17 protein-coding genes are annotated in these 18,197 nt (G+C 37.3%); 6 read left to right on the top strand and 11 right to left on the bottom strand.

The window, feature by feature from the left end; genetic code table 11:
- Positions 1–53 precede the first annotated feature (53 nt).
- Genes LVD51_RS17770 through LVD51_RS17755 form a run of 4 tightly spaced genes read right to left on the bottom strand, consistent with a single transcriptional unit; the run spans position 54 to position 2,421 of the window.
- Positions 54–434 (bottom strand): hypothetical protein, encoded by a 381-nt coding sequence (locus tag LVD51_RS17770; RefSeq protein ID WP_236972714.1) that lies wholly within the window; start codon positions 432–434, stop codon positions 54–56.
- A 15-nt stretch (positions 435–449) separates the two neighbouring features.
- Positions 450–1,289 (bottom strand): OmpA family protein, encoded by an 840-nt coding sequence (locus LVD51_RS17765; protein ID WP_236972713.1) that lies wholly within the window; start codon positions 1,287–1,289, stop codon positions 450–452.
- Positions 1,290–1,347: 58 nt separating this feature from the next.
- The gene (locus LVD51_RS17760) at positions 1,348–1,779 is read right to left on the bottom strand and encodes a regulatory protein RecX (RefSeq protein WP_236972712.1); all 432 of its coding nucleotides are present in this window, start codon (positions 1,777–1,779) and stop codon (positions 1,348–1,350) included.
- A 21-nt stretch (positions 1,780–1,800) separates the two neighbouring features.
- On the bottom strand, positions 1,801–2,421 hold the full coding sequence (locus tag LVD51_RS17755; RefSeq protein WP_236972711.1) for an HAD family hydrolase: 621 nt from the start codon (positions 2,419–2,421) through the stop codon (positions 1,801–1,803).
- A 37-nt stretch (positions 2,422–2,458) separates the two neighbouring features.
- Between LVD51_RS17755 and LVD51_RS17750 the strand changes: the two genes are divergently transcribed.
- A complete protein-coding gene (locus LVD51_RS17750) occupies positions 2,459–3,598 on the top strand; it encodes a glycosyltransferase family 4 protein (protein ID WP_236972710.1) in 1,140 nt (379 codons plus the stop codon).
- Positions 3,599–3,714: 116 nt separating this feature from the next.
- Entirely contained in the window at positions 3,715–4,281 is a 567-nt protein-coding gene (locus LVD51_RS17745; RefSeq protein WP_236972709.1) for a hypothetical protein, read from the top strand.
- 66 nt (positions 4,282–4,347) lie between these two features.
- Here LVD51_RS17745 and LVD51_RS17740 read toward each other — a convergent pair whose 3' ends face one another.
- From LVD51_RS17740 to LVD51_RS17730, 3 genes are read right to left on the bottom strand one after another with little or no spacing between them, the layout of a single operon-like run.
- A complete protein-coding gene (locus tag LVD51_RS17740; RefSeq protein ID WP_236972708.1) occupies positions 4,348–5,781 on the bottom strand; it encodes a mechanosensitive ion channel family protein in 1,434 nt (477 codons plus the stop codon).
- 4 nt (positions 5,782–5,785) lie between these two features.
- Positions 5,786–6,412 carry a 16S rRNA (guanine(527)-N(7))-methyltransferase RsmG gene (gene rsmG / locus LVD51_RS17735; RefSeq protein WP_236972707.1) on the bottom strand — a complete coding sequence of 209 codons (627 nt, stop codon included), beginning with the start codon at positions 6,410–6,412 and terminating at the stop codon, positions 5,786–5,788.
- Position 6,413: 1 nt separating this feature from the next.
- Entirely contained in the window at positions 6,414–7,655 is a 1,242-nt protein-coding gene (locus tag LVD51_RS17730; protein WP_236972706.1) for a glycosyltransferase, read from the bottom strand.
- A 519-nt stretch (positions 7,656–8,174) separates the two neighbouring features.
- On the opposite strand from LVD51_RS17730, the gene LVD51_RS17725 reads away from it, so the two are divergent.
- Together LVD51_RS17725 and LVD51_RS17720 are read left to right on the top strand one after the other, a co-directional pair.
- Positions 8,175–8,726: a hypothetical protein gene (locus tag LVD51_RS17725; RefSeq protein ID WP_236972705.1), complete on the top strand. Its 552-nt coding sequence runs from the start codon at positions 8,175–8,177 to the stop codon at positions 8,724–8,726.
- 210 nt (positions 8,727–8,936) lie between these two features.
- Positions 8,937–9,707 (top strand): SDR family oxidoreductase, encoded by a 771-nt coding sequence (locus tag LVD51_RS17720; RefSeq protein WP_236972704.1) that lies wholly within the window; start codon positions 8,937–8,939, stop codon positions 9,705–9,707.
- Positions 9,708–9,869: 162 nt separating this feature from the next.
- Here LVD51_RS17720 and LVD51_RS17715 read toward each other — a convergent pair whose 3' ends face one another.
- The 3 genes from LVD51_RS17715 to LVD51_RS17705 all read right to left on the bottom strand — a co-directional run bounded on the left by LVD51_RS17715 (position 9,870) and on the right by LVD51_RS17705 (position 14,607).
- A complete protein-coding gene (locus LVD51_RS17715; protein ID WP_236972703.1) occupies positions 9,870–10,817 on the bottom strand; it encodes a succinylglutamate desuccinylase/aspartoacylase domain-containing protein in 948 nt (315 codons plus the stop codon).
- Between the two features lie 128 nt (positions 10,818–10,945).
- Positions 10,946–12,412 carry a glycoside hydrolase family protein gene (locus LVD51_RS17710; RefSeq protein ID WP_236972702.1) on the bottom strand — a complete coding sequence of 489 codons (1,467 nt, stop codon included), beginning with the start codon at positions 12,410–12,412 and terminating at the stop codon, positions 10,946–10,948.
- A gap of 8 nt (positions 12,413–12,420) precedes the next feature.
- Positions 12,421–14,607, bottom strand: a complete 2,187-nt coding sequence (locus tag LVD51_RS17705) for an HAD-IIB family hydrolase (protein ID WP_236972701.1) — start codon at positions 14,605–14,607, stop codon at positions 12,421–12,423.
- Positions 14,608–14,789: 182 nt separating this feature from the next.
- Between LVD51_RS17705 and LVD51_RS17700 the strand changes: the two genes are divergently transcribed.
- Both LVD51_RS17700 and LVD51_RS17695 read left to right on the top strand, forming a co-directional pair.
- Positions 14,790–15,269: a hypothetical protein gene (locus LVD51_RS17700; protein WP_236972700.1), complete on the top strand. Its 480-nt coding sequence runs from the start codon at positions 14,790–14,792 to the stop codon at positions 15,267–15,269.
- Positions 15,270–15,335: 66 nt separating this feature from the next.
- Complete coding sequence (locus tag LVD51_RS17695) at positions 15,336–16,076, top strand: hypothetical protein (protein ID WP_236972699.1); 741 nt, start codon at positions 15,336–15,338, stop codon at positions 16,074–16,076.
- A 160-nt stretch (positions 16,077–16,236) separates the two neighbouring features.
- On the opposite strand, the gene LVD51_RS17690 is transcribed toward LVD51_RS17695, so the two are convergent.
- Positions 16,237–18,192: an OPT family oligopeptide transporter gene (locus LVD51_RS17690; RefSeq protein ID WP_236972698.1), complete on the bottom strand. Its 1,956-nt coding sequence runs from the start codon at positions 18,190–18,192 to the stop codon at positions 16,237–16,239.
- Between the last annotated feature and the right edge of the window lie 5 nt (positions 18,193–18,197).

Here is an 18,197-nt window from a genome sequence, read left to right as displayed (position 1 = left end):
AATAGGAAGATACTTATAAAAGAAAAATAACTGGATAATTAGACCAACCCTAATTATTCTTCCTCATCTTTAGATTTCCGAGTTGAAATATGTGAATACAATTCGAAATGCCAATCTGTACTGTCGTCATCGAATTTGGCTTTAGATAATTTTTGTTTCAAATTGTTTATGATGACTAGCAATTCATCTTCTTTGGTGTATTTATGTTGAAGTTCTCTCTCCAGAATGGATATTCTTCTTTCGAGTCGATCTTTGTCCATTAATATTTCATTCTCTAAGTCTTTGATTCGCTTTTCATTATATACTTTGTACAAAAAGTAACCCAATATGAGAAAACCCAATGCCATAGCAACATATACCAATACATCGATCCAAAGTTCCCTCGTTTGGACCAGTTCTAAGCTTAAGATATTTATTATGTAATTGTAGAACATTATTGCCATATATTTTTATTTGCTGCGAAGGATAATCTCTGCCCTACGGTTCAAATAACGACCCTCTGCCTTTAAATTGGTTGTGATAGGTTCGTTTTCTCCCTTTGATAATATCTTTATATTGTCCTTGGGAATACCGGCATTCGCGAGTTTTTGTTGTAATGACTTGGCTCGATTGACTCCCAATAAATAATTAGTTGACTCGGTGGCTTGGTCATCGGTATGTCCCAATATTAAATAATCAAAAGATTGACCCTGCCATACGTTTGACAATGAATCAATGATTTCTTCAATTTTACTCGCCGCTACTTCATTGTCAGAAGCATATGGGAAAAAGATAAAAAACCTTTTAGGGTTGATCTCTTGTAGGGGTTGTTCTTTATTAAAAATTTTAATTTGATAAAAACTATCCACATTTATGGAGTCTTCCTCAATGGCTTTCAATCCTACTGCAAAAATCAAAGAATCTATGTATTTGTCCTCAATTTTTGATAATCGTTTTATCGATCGCTCAATCCCCTTATTCTCATATTTTCCTTGATATTCTTCATTTTCATCATAATATGAGATGAGTTGAATCAATTGACCTGATTTCAAACTGTCGATACTCGATATTATCTGTTCTTCAAAACTTTGGTTTTTGGTAATCTTAAGAGTACCTACTTCCTCATCATTTGAAGATTTGTCTTTTGTATCATTATTAGTTAGAGGGGCTTCTTTGGCGGTTGTTGATTGGTTTAGAGTAGCTTGATTGACATTTTGCTTGGTAGTAATAACATGCCCTCGTTCATATAAAAACCAATAGCCCCAACCGACAAACCATAAGATCGTCAAAATTACAATCAGTTTTTTCATTGGGTTTAAGGTTTTGGGTTATTGCAACCCCTCAAAGTTAAAAAAATATAGCAATTTTTCAACTTAGAAATTTGAATATATCTTGAATTTCGTATCCTTTCTGCTGTAAAAAACGAATTATTTTATGTTTATCCTCGGTATAATTCTTTTTAATTTGATAAAGGTGTTCTAAATTATTTAAATAAATAGATGAGTCAATGGTTTTTATTGCAGCATCTATATGGTTGGAAGCTATTTTATGACGGTGTAATCCTTGAATAATTTTGTACTTTCCCCACCTTTTTTGATTGATCATGGAAGTGACGTAATTTTTAGCAAAACGAAGATCATCCAAAAATTTATCATCCAACAAGTCATCCACTATACTTTCTCTCTCCTCATCAGTAAGTGCTTCAATGGCAAAAAGCTTTTCTCTTACCTTTTGGACGGATTGATCTTGTATAGCGCAGTATTTCTGCATCCTCTGCAATGCTTTTTCTTTATCTGTCATAACTACACTAACATTACAAGGTTACAAACCCGCTAAAGTGATTTTTAAGTCCCCTTGAGCCGGATGCAACACGCTATTCCATCCAAAGTCTTGGGCAGCCGTAACATTTTCCTTTAAGTCATCGATAAATAATATTTCTTCTTTATCGACACCGATACGGTCATTGACCATTTTATAAATCTCTTGATCGGGCTTGCGCGCTTTGAGCTGATGACTGTAAAACACTTGATTGAAATACTTAGTTTCAAAATTGTCAACATTGTACTTTCTCTTCATATACCTATGTGCCCACTGAATGTGCAAAGTATTGGTATTACTCAATAAATACAATTGGTAGCGTTGACTTAAATCTTCCAATATTTTCAATCTTATGGGTGGAATATCTAACAATATTGAGTTCCAAATGGCAACAATTTCATTGGCGTGAATGGGTTTTTTACTCAGTCTAATAATATGGTTAATAAAAGCTTCCGTCGAAATAAGACCTTTCTCGTACTGAATAAATACACTTTCATCCTGGCGAAAAATAGCTTCAAAATCTACCTCGGTCAGCTTTGTGATGGCGTCTATCGTAGAGGACATATCGATATCGATAATGACATTTCCAAAATCGAAAATTAGCGTAGAAATTTTCTTTTCCATAGATTTAAGTATTTAGTTTTGTAAAAATAAACTTAAGATGCGAATAGCCATAAATGGCAGAGTATTGATTAAAAATAAATTGGAGGGCGTAGGCTATTTTACTTTTGAAGTACTGAAAAATATGGTCACCACATATCCAGATAACGATTACCTCGTTTTATTTGATCAAAAACCTGATAAGGAAATGTTGATCCCCGGTGTGGAATATCGCGTGATCTATCCTCCAGCACGTCACCCTTTACTCTATATGATTTGGTTTGAAATCACCATGCCCTTTTACCTCAGTCAATGGGATGCCGATATATTCCTTTCATTAGACGGGTTTTGTTCTCTCTACACCAAGGTGCCCACGGTCCTGTGCATTCACGATTTGGCCTATTTGCACTATCCCACCTATATTCCTAGCAGGGCTTTGTGGTATTATCGAAATTTTCAAGAAAAATTTGCTCATAAAGCCAAGCAAATCATTACTGTTTCTGAATTTTCAAAACAGGATTTAATACAACAATATGGTTTGTCCAATTTTAAGATCGACGTGGTCTACAATGGCTCGAGGTTTGAGAAAAAACAGATAGAGATAGATGAAAATGTATTATCTAAATACAAGGTCACTGCGGATAAATATTTTATCTACACCGGAAGTATTCATCCTCGTAAAAATATTGAATTGTTAATTGACGCCTTTAATCGTTTTTGTGAAAAGGATGAAAGCGGGCTGTACCATTTGGTTTTAGTTGGTCGCAATGCTTGGATGACAGACGATATTATGAAGATGGCCAAGGAATCGAAGTTTGCAGATCGAATTATATTTACAGGTTACTTAGACGACGTGTCGCTGTGGTCATTACTCTGTCGAGCCACTGCACTATGTTATATCTCTAATTGGGAGGGTTTTGGCGTACCTTTACTAGATGCCATGCATGCCAAAACTGCAATAATTTGTAGCAATACCACATCATTGCCCGAGGTGGCCGGTTCTGCTGCTGTATTGGTAGATCCCCAAAATCCTGATCAAGTGTCCGAAGCGATGTATGACTTATCCACACAACCCGACTTGAGGAGGAAATTGGTAGAGGAAGGTCAAATTCAAAAATTAAAGTTCAGTTGGTTAAATACTTCCAAAAATATATATAATATTTGCAAAATTGTATTTAATAACAATCATTCAAATGTATAAATGCAAATCATTGAGTAATTTAAGTTAAATTTAATGACCTGCCCAATATTTTGGTAAAACGTTTAGTTTAGTTGCTTAAATAATTGATTTTACAACCTTGTATAAATAATAAATATATGAAAACATTCATAATGTTTACCCTAGGATTATGTTGTTTAATATCTGGTAATGCTCAAAGTGGAGCGACGGTCTATGTAGGGCCTACTTTTATGAATTTTGATGTAGAAGATGACCAGTTATCTGCATTAAATATTGGGTATCGAGCCGGTATCGATGCCAGAATAGGTGACAAATCATTTTGGATGTTGTTTGGACTTAGTTACAGTGATATAAAGATCGATCATTCTCTTTCCAATTTGTCGACTTCCGGCAAGAGTGGCGATGGCTTGACGTTTATTTCAGGAAAATTTAATCTGGAACAGCGGCTATTTGTGGACAAGAAATTGAGGCCAACTTTCGGTGGAGGAGTCATAGCTGATCACATCATCAATTCAAGTGATTATTTTAAGGATCAACACGGTAATTTAAGTACCCTGTCCCTTTATTGGAATGTTGCTCTAGGCCTCCAATACAAGGCAGTATTTATCAGATGTTCCTATGAAAAAATGGTACATAAATACTTTTACGAAAAAGAAAATCCTCGACCATATCGATTGGTAGTCACCACTGGTTTTTTCTTTTAATATCTATGGGGTTTTGGCTGAATAAGCTGTATTGCTAGTGAAAATATTGAGATTAAATAGTTGGGATTATTCAAATTCTCTGTCTGGACTTAATGGGGTGATTCTCATAGATTTGTCAGCTTCTGGTCTAGCTATGATTTCGTTTTTGAATCGAATATCCAATTGGTCATAGGCCATTTCGATTTTATGTGTACGACAAGCATTGATCACAGCATTTCTTAGTCTAGACTGTAAATCTGGTAACTGCATAAAGTTTTGCGTCCAAAATAACAATCGTATGTTATAGGTGGATGCAGCAATTGCAGTCGTTTGCACTCGTGGACTGGGATAGGGGAGAATATCATCGAGTTTCTTGGCTTCTTCTAAGAGAATTTTTTCAAATAAGACTAAATCGGTATCGTATGCTACCCCGAATTCTACGTAAAATCGGGCTTTACTATCCATATGACTCCAATTGGTGATCTGACCATTGACCAATATAGAATTGGGGACGATCATGATAATGTTGTTCCTGTTTCGTATAAATGAAGTGCGCAAACCAATTTTTTCTACTTCGGCAACCTGACCTTCGACTTCAATTACATTGCCAATCTCAATGGATCGTTCAAATAATAACAAGATTCCACTAAAGAAGTCGTTAAAAGTTTGTTGTAGTCCAATTCCAACCCCTACTAGTAAAGCCGCTAATCCACCAAATATAATGGTTGTATTGTAACCCAGACTTCTAAATGCAAACAATACCGCAATGATATATACAAAGTAGGTTAACAATTGATTAAAGGAATATTGACGACCTATGTCCAATCCTTTAGACGTATATAATTTGCGTAAAAAAATATTGATAAATAGCGAATTCAACAAACGGGCCACCAACATAATATTGATTACGCTGATTAAGTTGGATAGTTTGAAGGTCAAGGGACTGTCTCCTGCACTGGGAAAAGAAACGATGACAAAATCTAGATTAAATGAATTAATAATTAGTATGGCTGCTATGCCATAAGCAAGGTATTGTACGGTTACATTGGTTTTTCGTTCCGCTTCCTCCTGAGTTAGATATTTTTTTATTTTGCTTTTACTCCCCGTCTGTACAATTTGAGTATTTATAAACCGGGTTAGAATCCAATCCAATAGTTTGGCAAATTGAAAAATAATTAATCCATATATCAATTTGCTTACCTCAAATATTCTAAAGCCTTCCTTTGAAATGTTCCAATCCAGTTTAAATTGTTCTACAAGGAATTCGAGAATGGAAAACTGATTCCATTTTAAGCCAAAAAGAATGATCTGCAAAGAAAATAGTATCCAAAGGTATTTTAATATACTGCGAATCTTGCGTTCAAAAATATCCCCCTTGTCTACACTTATAAATTTGAGTCCCAACCTTAATAACAGACGATAGAATAGATAGACTAAGACAACACCCAATCCCAGAATGATATAGGCTGAGATACTGTGTTGATTGGCTATTTGAAGTTCGTCTTTGAGTAATTCTTCCATTTACCTAATATTGTAAATACACCAAATACTTGGCTTGAAAATATGGATCTTTAAAGTAGTTGCTGATTTTGGTTTCTTCAATATAAACACTTTTGGCAACAGTCTTGTATTCTTTCTTTAAAGCTCCACCTTTTAGTGCAATTATCCCATTGGGAATGGAATTTCTATCTTCTTTGGCAATCAATGGACGCGACCAACGAACCAAATCCTCCAATGGAGCCACTGCTCTGGTGACTACAAAATCGTATTTTTCCTTTACCTCTTCCGCTCTTAAATGACTGGCATATACATTGGACAAGTTCAAGGTTTGAATTACTTCGTTGACTACGGTAATTTTTTTCCGCCTCGCATCGATTAAATGAAAATCAACTTCAGGGAAGAATATTGCCAATGGGATGCCGGGAAATCCACCGCCGGTGCCCAAATCTAAGATCTTACTGCCTGGACGAAAATTGACATGAGCCGCTATGCTGAGGGAATGCAGTACATGGTGTAAATATATATGGTCGATATCTTGTCTAGAGATCACATTGATCTTTGCATTCCAATCCCGGTATACGGCCTCTATCTTTTCGAATTGTTCAATTTGTGTTTGAGTGAAATCAGTAAAATATTTGAGAATGGTCTTCATGTTACCAGTTGGGTTTTGAAATGAAAAAAATATACGGCGAAATTACCAACAAATATATGAAATGGAAGTATTCATAGAGCCAAAAACTTCCAACTGAGTTCACCATCCCAATTCTTCGTTTATTATGGTGTATGGCAACAAATAATACAATGTATTTTAATAGGATTAAATATAAAAACAATTGAATGTCAATGCAAATTATAGATAATAATAATATTTTTTCTATTACTAAACAAGCACTGAATATTCCAATGGTCATTTTGCTGCGACGACTGTAGTATTTTCCTGCACTGAGATGTCTCTTTTTTTGGTTGAACCACGACGACCACGAAAGTGGAGGTAGGGAAGGCACAAAGCTTTCCTTGGCTATCACGGTCGTGGTATTGTCTTTACGGGCGACTTTGTTGATCCACAAATCATCATCTCCATAGGGCACGGATTGGGATTTTTGAAACTGGTCGGCATGGTATAAATCTTTGTGATAAACCATATTTCGCCCTAATCCCATGTAGGGCATGCCGCGTTGTGCCCAGCCTAGGTATTGCACAGCAGTGAGAAATGTTTCGTGTTGCACGATTTGATTGAGGAATTGTTTGTTTTTTAAGTAGGGGGATACCCCGAGAATTACTTGAATATGGGGTTGAATATGTAGGGCTATAGTGGATAGCCATGTAGAAGGAGGGATGCAATCGATATCGGTAAAAACCAAATAGGGATTTTGGGCTTCTGCTATTCCCCTAGCCAATGCCCCCCTTTTGCCCATATTTTGTTTTGAGTGAAAAATATATTTAATTTTCTCTGAATATCTCGTCAAAAATTCTTCTTCAACTTTACTGAATATAGTAGAATCACCATCGTTGACTAAGATTAATTCAAAGTATGGATAGTCTTGTTCCAATACCCAATGGATAGCTGAGGTTATATCATCGGGCTTTTGATGGTAACACACAATGATGGAAAAATGAATTTGTTTTTTTATGTCTGTCTTTAAATGAGAGGTGTTTTTTGTTTTTTCTTGCACGGCTATTGGAATTGGGCCATCCCTTTTATCGGATATGTCCATTTGTTGATTACTAGTTTCCAGACCAATATTAGATTGGACTATTTGCGCCATTTTGGTCTTGAAATCCGACTGTGATATAGGTTGACGCAACCAGAATACACTATACCAATGCAGAGCCTGAATCAGTATACAGATTAGACAGCCAACCAATAAATAAAGTGTAATACCGCTTATCCCCATGACGATTCAAATATAAGGAAACAATATGAAGGCGAATGGATAGATTAATTTCGGTTTTGGTAATAAAAACCTTTGTCGTTGTATAAGAATTTTGGCGTAATAAGTATTGTAGTCAATTTTTATGTCATTGATATTCTGAAGATAATGTCATTAAAGCTGTGATTTATTTAAATAATCACGGCAGTAAATACACTTGACCGAAGGACTTTTAATTAAATCATGGTGTTCACTGTTTTATTTACAAATGATATGATTTTCTAATTTATTGGATGCGATTGGCATTTGTTGGGATTTTGTTTGTGTGAAATTGTATCTGTTGTTTTATTAATCGATAATGATTAGTTTATAGTATTGTGTTTAGTTTGTATTTTATTGCAATAAGTGTTTTTAATCTAGTTTTAGTGGGTTAAATTAAATAAGGGTTCTTTTATTATTGATTTTTTCATTGAGTTGATTGTTTTTGATTAATTTAATAGGGTGAATGATACTCAATTACTGAAATTATTAAAATTTAAGATTATGAAGTTGTTTTATTTATTTCTACTCCTACTGGGGATGAATACCATTACCTTAGGACAGGAGAGCTCATCGAGAATGGATATGAGGTTAGGTGGTGGATTTATTTATCATGGCAAGTCAGATCTGTTGGCAAATTCTTTTGAAGGTGAAGTAAACTACAGGTTAACGGATAAATGGGCCACTAGTTTAAGTATTGGTTTAGGGAAAAGTGAGGGCGGAGAATACGCAAGTTCAAATTATGTGCTCAGTAATTTAAATGGATATTTTTCCCCATTTAAAAACACAAACAAAACTGATTTTAGAATAGGTACGGGCTTTAGTGTTATGAAGATCTCAAATGCAAAGATATCCTCTTATCGAATTGAAGATGGTTACTATATACCCAATACCTATGGTTTCTATAAAAACAGGAGATTTGGATTTAATCTTGTGGTTGAAAATACCATTAAGCTGACGGAAAATTTATTGTTGGGAATCAGAATCCAAAACCAAACCTATTTAGAAGAAGGAAACAATACTGGACTGCAGCTAAAATTTGGATTTAGAATGTAAAACAAACTAGGCTACTTTGATCTAATTATAGGGAAAGGGATAGAATTATTATCAAGGAAATTATGTGGATAGTGTTATGAAAGTTTTGACTATTCAGGTGGCTTTATTTTCTATGATTTACTGTGAAAGTTTTAGTTTATCCCATATGAATTTGGTATAATTTCAATTAGTTTTATATTTCAATTTATTAAATCAAGGAAAATCACTAGGATGAATTTGGAAATGGAGGGTAAAAACTATTTGGTAATGGGTGCCAGTACTGGGATTGGGCGAGCTATAGCTGAACAATTATGTCGGGAAAAAGCTCAGGTAGTAGCCGTGGCAAGATCAGCAGAAAAATTGCAAGAGTTGACAGCAGCTTATCCTGACCAAGTGACTGCTGTGGTGGCTGATGTAATGACAAGTGAAGGTAAAGAGTCGATCTTAGATAGTATTGAAGGGCAATGGATTCACGGAGTTGTCATCAATGCAGGAGGGCCACCAGCTGGACCTTTTATGGGCTCTGATATCAGTGATTGGGATAAGGGCTATACCACGGTACTGCGTTGGAAAATCGATTTGCTATTGGAATTGATGCCCAAGTTGGAAGCACAAAACTATGGTCGGGTTTTGATGATAGAAAGTGCTTCAATAAAACAAGGCATCCCCGGTCTTGTATTGAGCAATACTTTCCGGATGGCCATGGTTGGGTTGATGAAATCCATTATTGGAGAGATTTCTAATAAAAACATTACTCTTAATATACTGGCGCCTGGATCTCATAAAACCGATCGATTGACTTCTTTGATGGCCATGAGAGTATCAGAACAACAAACATTGGCCGATATTGAAGCCGATTTTGCCGGTAATACTGCCGTAGGACGAATCGGGAATCCCGATGAATTGGCAGCTTATGCATCATATTTGTTGAGTGATGGCAGTGGTTATATTACGGGACAGACCTTAGTGGTCGATGGCGGTCAATACAGAGGTAGTCTATAAGGTTAATCTCATATAGAAACAGGGTTTGCAATATCTGTGCAAACCAAAGAGAATCATTGATTCAGACTTAAAGTAACAGGCGGAATGGAATAGTTTTATATTCATAAAAGCCGCTATGTTATAGATAGAATTAATACTAAAAGCATTTTGTAGTATACAATGCTATGAAATCAATTCATCGCTTAAATCTTCAATAATAAAAAAACCATCCTCGCCTTGTTCTTGGTAATGGGGCATCAATATTCTACCTGAACTAAGGGCTGAAATATCTCCTTCGTGGTCGGATGCCAATACTTGGCCCTTGACGATAGGGTCAAAATTTTTAAAACCGGGCAACATTTTAAACCCATCGTTTTCTTTTATTTCGTGATTGTACAACAATCTACAGTGGGTTGGAAGTCCTTTGGCATATTGATTGAGGATTTTATTGTGCTGGGTTTCGATATGAAATCTTTCGACACAACCAATAGCACTTAGGTAATTGACTGCAGCGGCAATGGCTCGATTAACCGATAATACATCATCGTGTTGACCTGCCTCAAAACATAGTGTGGCAGTAGGTCGCTGTAGGTTTTTGGTATTGAAATAATGGAGTACGGTTCCACTAATACCGTCTAGAAATCCTTCAATGACCGGAGCGTGTAACTCCAACCCCCATTGAATGGACTCAGCATCATCAGTCACCAAGGTAAATATCCCTCCAGTGGCTGTAGTGGTATGGAGATCGAGTATAAATACTTCTGTTGGGTTATAGGATTCAATCATCGATTTAATAAAATTCACCAACTCAACAGCCTGTTTTTCTTCATATTGGAGATCTGTACTACGACTCCAATTTTCAATCCATTCTTCGCGAAACTGTCGGTTGAGATCTTTTTTAATATATCTTTTACTTTGATTGATGGCGTCAATATTTCCTTTGATCGCTACCAACCTACCTTTGAACACAAAACTGGTATTGGTGATATATTCAACTTCTAACATTTTCAGTAATAAGTCCAATGCTTTGAGCCCTGCTGTTTCGTTTCCGTGAATAGCACCAATCATGATCACCAAAGGTCCTGGATGGCCCTCATCAAATATCCCTATCAATCTATCGTCTGTCATCATTGCCTGTGTTTTTTTGGTTTGACTATAAATATTGAACGACATTATTTAGGTTCATGCCCTGACTCATGGTTAACTATAGTAGTTAATCAGTTGAAATAATCTCGATAATGTTGTTCATCTACCTGCCTTTACGCAAGATCGGTACTGGCGTATTCAGTCTCCGGTTCTTTTAACGTATGTATAGTACTATCTATTAGCGAAATCACAGACGAAGCAGAATATATTCCAATTCGATCCCCAGTATATTTGTAATCGACTAGGGTAAGCACTACCTTATTGGCTATAGATAGTTCAATATAATGTCCGTAAATAATCAAACTAAAATTTATTTTCCGATTCTCGGGAGGATTAAATAGCCCACTTTGAAGGTTGGTGAATATAAAATTGTTGTGATGATCGGCTTCGTTATAACCCCATTTCCTAATTTGGACATAACCATTGACAAAATCGATGGCAATAAAATACCCGTTGCCTTGCCCATCTTCATTGAGCACCAATCCACTCTTGCCCATTCCTTCAAGGTGTAGTGTGCCTTCCCATTTTATATTTTTGGCAGGTTTTTGGAATGTAAATATTTCGTATCCCGATATGGATTGAAATGTCCATTTGTCCGCTGATATTTCCATAGATGCATAGCTATTTCTCAATATAGGGACCATATCAGCAAAATTGTCCTGACTAATATGATCTATCTGCATGGATTCCCATGCATGATAACTCTTTAAAAACAATCGCCCTCTGTCGTCAATATCCAATTCTTTGGGCGGCGGAAGCACTCTTTTTAAATTGATTTGGCGATCCAAGAAATAAAAGCAATACAGTAGGATACGTTCTCCATCTCTGATAATCCGAGCAGCGTAATTGCCCTGAGGCATTAGAACATCTGAATGAAAACTTCGATATGGGCCTTCAAAGGTTTCCGAATACCAATACCTGACCTTAATGTCTTCCCGTATAGAGCCAATTAGGTAATAGTTGCCTTTCAAAACTATTAGACAGGGACATTCGATATCGTCGTAAGCTATAGGATTGAGTAAAGGTTTTTGGAGTTTATACTCATTGTCTTCTAATTTTGCTACTCCCACCACTCCTCGTCGACTAATGGGGCCATGACTGCTTCGAGCGCAGATCAATAGATATTGGTGACCTTCGTGAACAAATCGAAATGGGTCTCTAAAGCTAAGCCAAGTTCTAGGATTGTTGTCGAGGTCTTCATAATGGGGCCCTTCCGATCCTATGGGCAGATTGAAATTATTGTCCTTCGTCCAATGATAGAGGTCGGGAGAAACTGCACGTCCTACTTTTTGAACCACCCCTTTGTCTGCCAATTGCAGGCCGGTATAATGCATTTCAAATCCATTTTCGGTTTGGGACACATCCATGGTCCACAACATATCATCATCCCACTCTCCGGGGTGACCGACAAAAATAGCATGTCGAACTCTTCGCCAATTGATACCGTCATTGGAAACGGCATGAGCAATGTAATCGTGGTTGGGTATGATGAGATGAAATAAATGGAAAGTATCTCCGTGTTTTATTACTTCTATATCTCCTATTTCCCAGTCTTTGAATCCACTTCCGGTATATAGCATAAGAAACTTTATATTTTAAATCCATAATGTTTTAGACCATCTACTATTCCTTCGGCTGCATTATTTTCCGAAAGATATAGAAATTCATCTTCTTTTAAATATTTCAATTCTTCAGATCGATTGCCGACGACGATTCCCCTAATCGGTTTTCTAAACATGTCGAGGTCATTGCCGGAATCACCACAGGCGATAACATTGGATAAAGGAATGGCCCATTTTTGACTGAGGTATCGAATGGCATTGCCTTTGGAAGCATTTACCGGTAAAATATCTAAAAACTTTTCATGGGAATTGATCATGGTGATTTCATAAAAATCTCTGTCTAAAACGGTTCGAATTTCATTTTCATCAAAATCTTCTACATCGTATTCGTAAGATAATTTATAGGTGTCTTGACCGGCAGATGGTTGCTTTTTTAGCCATGATACGGCAGAAAGTTTGTCCTCAATTCTTTTTCTTTCCCATTTAAAATTCAAGTATTCTGCCCAATCTTCGTCTGGAGATTTACCTTCGAGATCGTAATAAATTCTAGCTCCTACTGAACATATGATCATGTCGGGATCAAAGTCGATTTTTTTCAATATATCCTTGACCAATTCGTAAGAACGACCAGAAGCCACGGCAATACAAAAATCATCTTTGTGGTTGGCAACAAAGGATTTAAATTCTTCTAAACCGGGATAGGAAGTCTCAGAAGCCACTAGGGTCCCATCGATATCGGTTACCAGCAGTCTTTTGGCGCTTACAAATCGCTTGGATTTTTCCTTGGGAACATTTAATTCTTTGGGTATGCGTTGTTTTTTCGGAGTTAGGGTTTCATGAATCCAGCCAATATATATATTGGTATGGGCCGTCCAGCTGTAGTATTTTTTGGCAGCGAGAATACCGTGATTGGAAAATGCCCGCCATTTTTGTTCATCGGTGATTATGGTCTTAATCGCTGTGCTGACTTCTTCTTTATTGAGAGGGTCGACGAGAAATCCATTTTTACATTTTGGGATAATCTCTGAAGGACCTCCATTTTTAGTGACCACAACAGGTAGACCAGAGGCCGCTGCTTCAATGGTGGTTAGGCCAAAATTTTCATGAAGTGCTAGATTGATAAACACTCCTCTTTTCTCAGCACAGTATTGGTAGATTAAACTTACTTCATTTTCAATATCGTGCTTTTTAGGAATGGCGAGTTTGCCATATAGATCGTATTTGTCCATCAGGAGAAGCATTTCAGTTAAAACCTCTTTTTCTGATGGCCCCATTTTATTGATGTCCTTTCTAATTCCAGCAAAGATAACAAGGTTAGATAAGGATTGCATTTCCTTGTCTCGACCATAGGTGTCGATGAGGGTGTGAAGATTTTTCTTTCGATCGGGTCGAGCAAGGGCAAGAATAGTGGGCTTAGACGGTTGAACTAAAAATTTTTCAATAGATTGGCTCACCCAATATTTTCTTTGTGCTACTTCCAGTTGCAATTCTTCGTTGCCTAATTGGTGGCGGTAATAAGGGAAAAATTTATTGGTGTCAATGCCTGGAGGCAAAACGTGTAGTGTGCCCTTCATAAAATTGTCATAACGCTCCCAGTCACTGATCTCTTGATAGGTGGAAGTGATGATGAATTCTGCAAGTGAAAGACAGGTTTCTTCCGCTGCTATTCTTTTCTTAAAATTAAAGGTGGCCTCAGCTTCCTCTTCCGACATCCCCAAGTCGGCCATTTTACTTTTCTTAGGTTTACCTAAAGAGTGACCAGTATGGGCAAAAGGGACTAAATATTTAAGAGATATTTCTTTGGCTACGTAACCTGCATCTCCGTAATGACTATGAATCCAATCTGGTTTGATATTGTGTTTTTCAATATGGAGAAAAGTGTTGGCGACAAATTCATCTAAATGATTCCAGAGTTTTTCCTTTCTCATGTACAATGGTCCACCACAGGGTATACGTCTAATATCGCATTTGTCATTAATCTTTTCGACTTCTAGACCATATTCTGGAAATTCTTTAGGGTCTTTGATGAGTCTGGTAAATATATGAACGTGCTCTACATCAGGGTGTTGAGATAGATGTCTTGCCAGTTCCAATACATAGATCAATTGCCCTCCATTGTCCGCATCTTTCCCGATCTCCAATCCCGTGCTCTTAATTAAACCGTGAATATTGTATAGATGAATTCTAAGCATTAAATCTGTTTTTGTTTCCATCAAATTAGCGATAAATTATTAGAATGCCAAGAATGAAATGCTCTTCTGGCGATTTTAACTCAGGATTTGAACATATTAGCACACTTAATATATTTAAAATATAGATCTGAAACGATAGGTATTGTTATCTTTAAGCCCAGAAAAATAGAATATATTTTATATAATTTAAATTACAAATTTCTATGAAAAAGTTAGTAGTCGTATTGTTTATGTTCATTTGTTGCGTATCCGTGACTAAAATTGAAGCTCAAAATTATGACAATGCAGTTGGTCTGAGATTGGGTTGGGGATTTGCAGGATCGCTAAAACATTTTTTTACGGAGGATTTAGCTGGAGAAGGCATTGTGAATCTTAGAAATTCATATTTAGGAGCCAGTTATTTTTCAGTGACGGCATTGGCTCAAAAACACAATCCAATTAACGACGTCCCCAATCTATATTGGTATTATGGTGGTGGTGCTTTCGCGGGGTTTTTCTCTAGCGAATATACCGATTCTAGCAATGTGAATATTGGAATAGCTGGTAACTTGGGATTAGATTATACCTTTAATGATATTCCGCTTAACTTAAGTATTGACTGGATACCATCTATATCACTGACCGGTGGTCATGGATTTGGCGCCGAAGCGGGGGGAATTGCTGCAAGATATATACTCAATTAATTTTGTCAAAAATTAGGAAAGCGGAGAATTATTCTTCGCTTTTTTTGTTTAATCTATAAACCTATTATGAAAGGACTAAAATACTTTTCTACCCTAGCCATTATTTTTTCCATCTTTATAAGTTGGTCTTGTACTTCGAATTCAACCGCAGATAACATAGCCCTTACTCCGGCAGATAGTCTAGCTGTAAAAATCCAAGAAGCCATTCATTATGACGATTGGGTAGCTACGCCGTGGGTGAGTTGGACCTTTGGAGACCGAAGAACTTTTTTGTTGGACAAGAATCGCAATTTTGTAGAAGTGGTCTGGGACAATAACACAGTGTTGTTGAATATTGCCAATAAAGACGGGATGGCAATGCAGGATAAAGTGGAAGTCAAGGAAGATAGTTTAAAGATGTCTATGTTAGAACAGGCTTGGAGTTTTTATTGCAATGATGAATTCTGGTTAAATGCACCTGCGAAATTGTTTGCCGATGGTACGGAACGCAGTTTGGTTCAAGACCAAGACACGACTAAATTAAAAGTGGTTTATAATACCGGTGGCGTTACGCCAGGAGATATATATGTATGGTCATTCGACGAAAACTACCTGCCTACCGCTTACGAAATGACAGTCTCTGTGATTCCACAACCGGGATTCAGATCTTCTTGGGAAGGGTGGCAGACATTGGCTTCAGGTGCATTGATATCTACCGAACACAAAATGGGGGAGAGAACCTTGCGTATCTCCAATGTTCAATCAGGTAATTCTTATAAAGATTTTGATCGGTCAGCCGATCCTTTTGAGGCTATATTAAATCAATAGGGTTTGGCCTATCGGTAATTTTTGAATAAGTATACATGTATTTCGTATTGGCCATGTTTACTATAAATTTATTATTGATTTGATCCAGATTGAAGTTTCCATATCAATAATCTGGTATAACTATAGATATGGAAAGTTCAATCGGACTTGAAGTTTTTACTTATTCATTGGGTTTATATGCTTTACGCGCACTTCGGATAATATAATATGCCAGAGTAAAGATCAAAAGAATACCAATCCAAGCGGTAAAAGGCTCATCTACCAATGCCAATACATTGGCACTGCCATAGATGGCTACAGGTATGGCGAGTCCAATTCCAATAAGGGCTTCACCGGTTATAAGTCCTGATGCGATCAACAGACCTGCCTGCTCGCTATTTTTAGATTTTTCTTCAAAATTTTCTTCCCCTAGTTTTTCTTTCTTTTTAATAAATCGATCGACAGCCCAAGCGATTAGACCTCCAAACATAATGGCGCTATCCAAAATAAAGGGTAAATAGATTCCTACTGCTACCGCTAATACGGGCACTCTAAAACTAGATTTTCGTTTCTTCTGATATTGGTCGATAAGGATGATGACCAGTCCAATGGCTACACCGAGATATACCATGTCCCAAGGTAGATTGTTTTTAAAAACTCCTTCTGCAACACTGGCCATTAAGGTAGCTTGTGGAGCAGATAGCGCATCTGGATGTTCTGGACTACTGGGGCCAAAACCATAGGCTGTATGTAGCAGTTGCAATACCAAAGGCAGAACTAGGGCTGCCGATATTACTCCCACCATTTGCATAATTTGCTGTTTAAAGGGGGTTGCACCGAGGATGTTTCCCGCTTTTAGATCTTGCATATTGTCACCGGCAATTGCGGCAGCACAACAAACCACAGCCCCTATCATTATGGCTGCTGCAGGACCTCGTTCAGCGCCCGAACCCAAAAGGGCGAGCAAGATTAAGGCAGAAGACAATATGGTAGCAATGGTTACCCCAGAAATGGGATTATTGGAACTTCCTACCAATCCTGCCATATATCCCGCTACTGCAGAAAATAGAAATCCCGCGATGACCATGATAATGGCCATGAATACAGAGATGCTTGCATGACCTATCATGCGATAATAAATAATAAATATGGGTATAATAAGAATGCCAATCCCAATAATTACCCATGACATTGGAGTATCATAAGAAGTTCGAAGGATGTCATTTTTATTGACCTTGTTTTTAATAGCGGCTAAACCACTTTTAGCGGCAAATACTATAGATGATCTTAGATCTACTAAGGCCCATAACCCACCGATGACCATAGCTCCTACACCAATATATCTAATCTTATCACTCCACATGGCATAGCCAATATCCAATAAATTGCTGTCGGCAGGTATCCCGTTTTGCCACATCAATATAGGGATGACGATCCACCAACTAATGACGCCACCTAAAAATACAAGAACAGCTATCTTTAGACCGACAATGTATCCTACAGCAATAAGGGCTGGAGATAGGTTCATTCCAAAATAGGCATATAATTTATTGCCACCTACTAGAGCACCTTCGGCCACTCCTTTCCACAGTTTGAACCCGGATTCGAATAATTTTATACCTGCCCCAATGACACTACCCCAGATTAGGAATTTAACTGAACTACCTCCGTTTTCACCTGATTTTAATACTTCTGAAGTGGCCACACCCTCGGGAAACTGTAATTTTTGTTTTTCAATTAAGGCACTGCGTAAGGGGATGGTAAACAATACACCGAGAACCCCACCGCATAGGGCTACGAGGAGGGTTTCTAAGTAATCAAATTCTGTCCAATACCCCATGAGGACTAATGCCGGAAAAGTAAATATGACCCCAGCAGCGAGGGATTCTCCACCTGAGGCAGCCGTTTGGACGATATTATTTTCCAGGATATTGCTGTTTTTAAACAGGCGTAATATCGCCATGGAAAGTACAGCAGCCGGGATACTGGCCGAAACCGTCATACCTGCAAATAAACCTAAATAGGCATTGGCTGAGGCCAAAACCATTGATAATAAAGCGCCTAAAATAAATGCTTTCGTAGTAGTTTCTGGCAGCTTTATATGAGCCGGAATGTAGGGTTTAGTTTCCTTTATCATAATTA

This window comes from Membranihabitans marinus (assembly GCF_021729155.1).
In the GTDB taxonomy this organism is placed as follows: Bacteria; Bacteroidota; Bacteroidia; order Chitinophagales; family Saprospiraceae; genus Membranihabitans; species Membranihabitans marinus.
The sequence above is the reverse complement of the archived record's forward strand: the minus strand, read 5'-3'. Positions and strand labels throughout refer to the sequence as shown.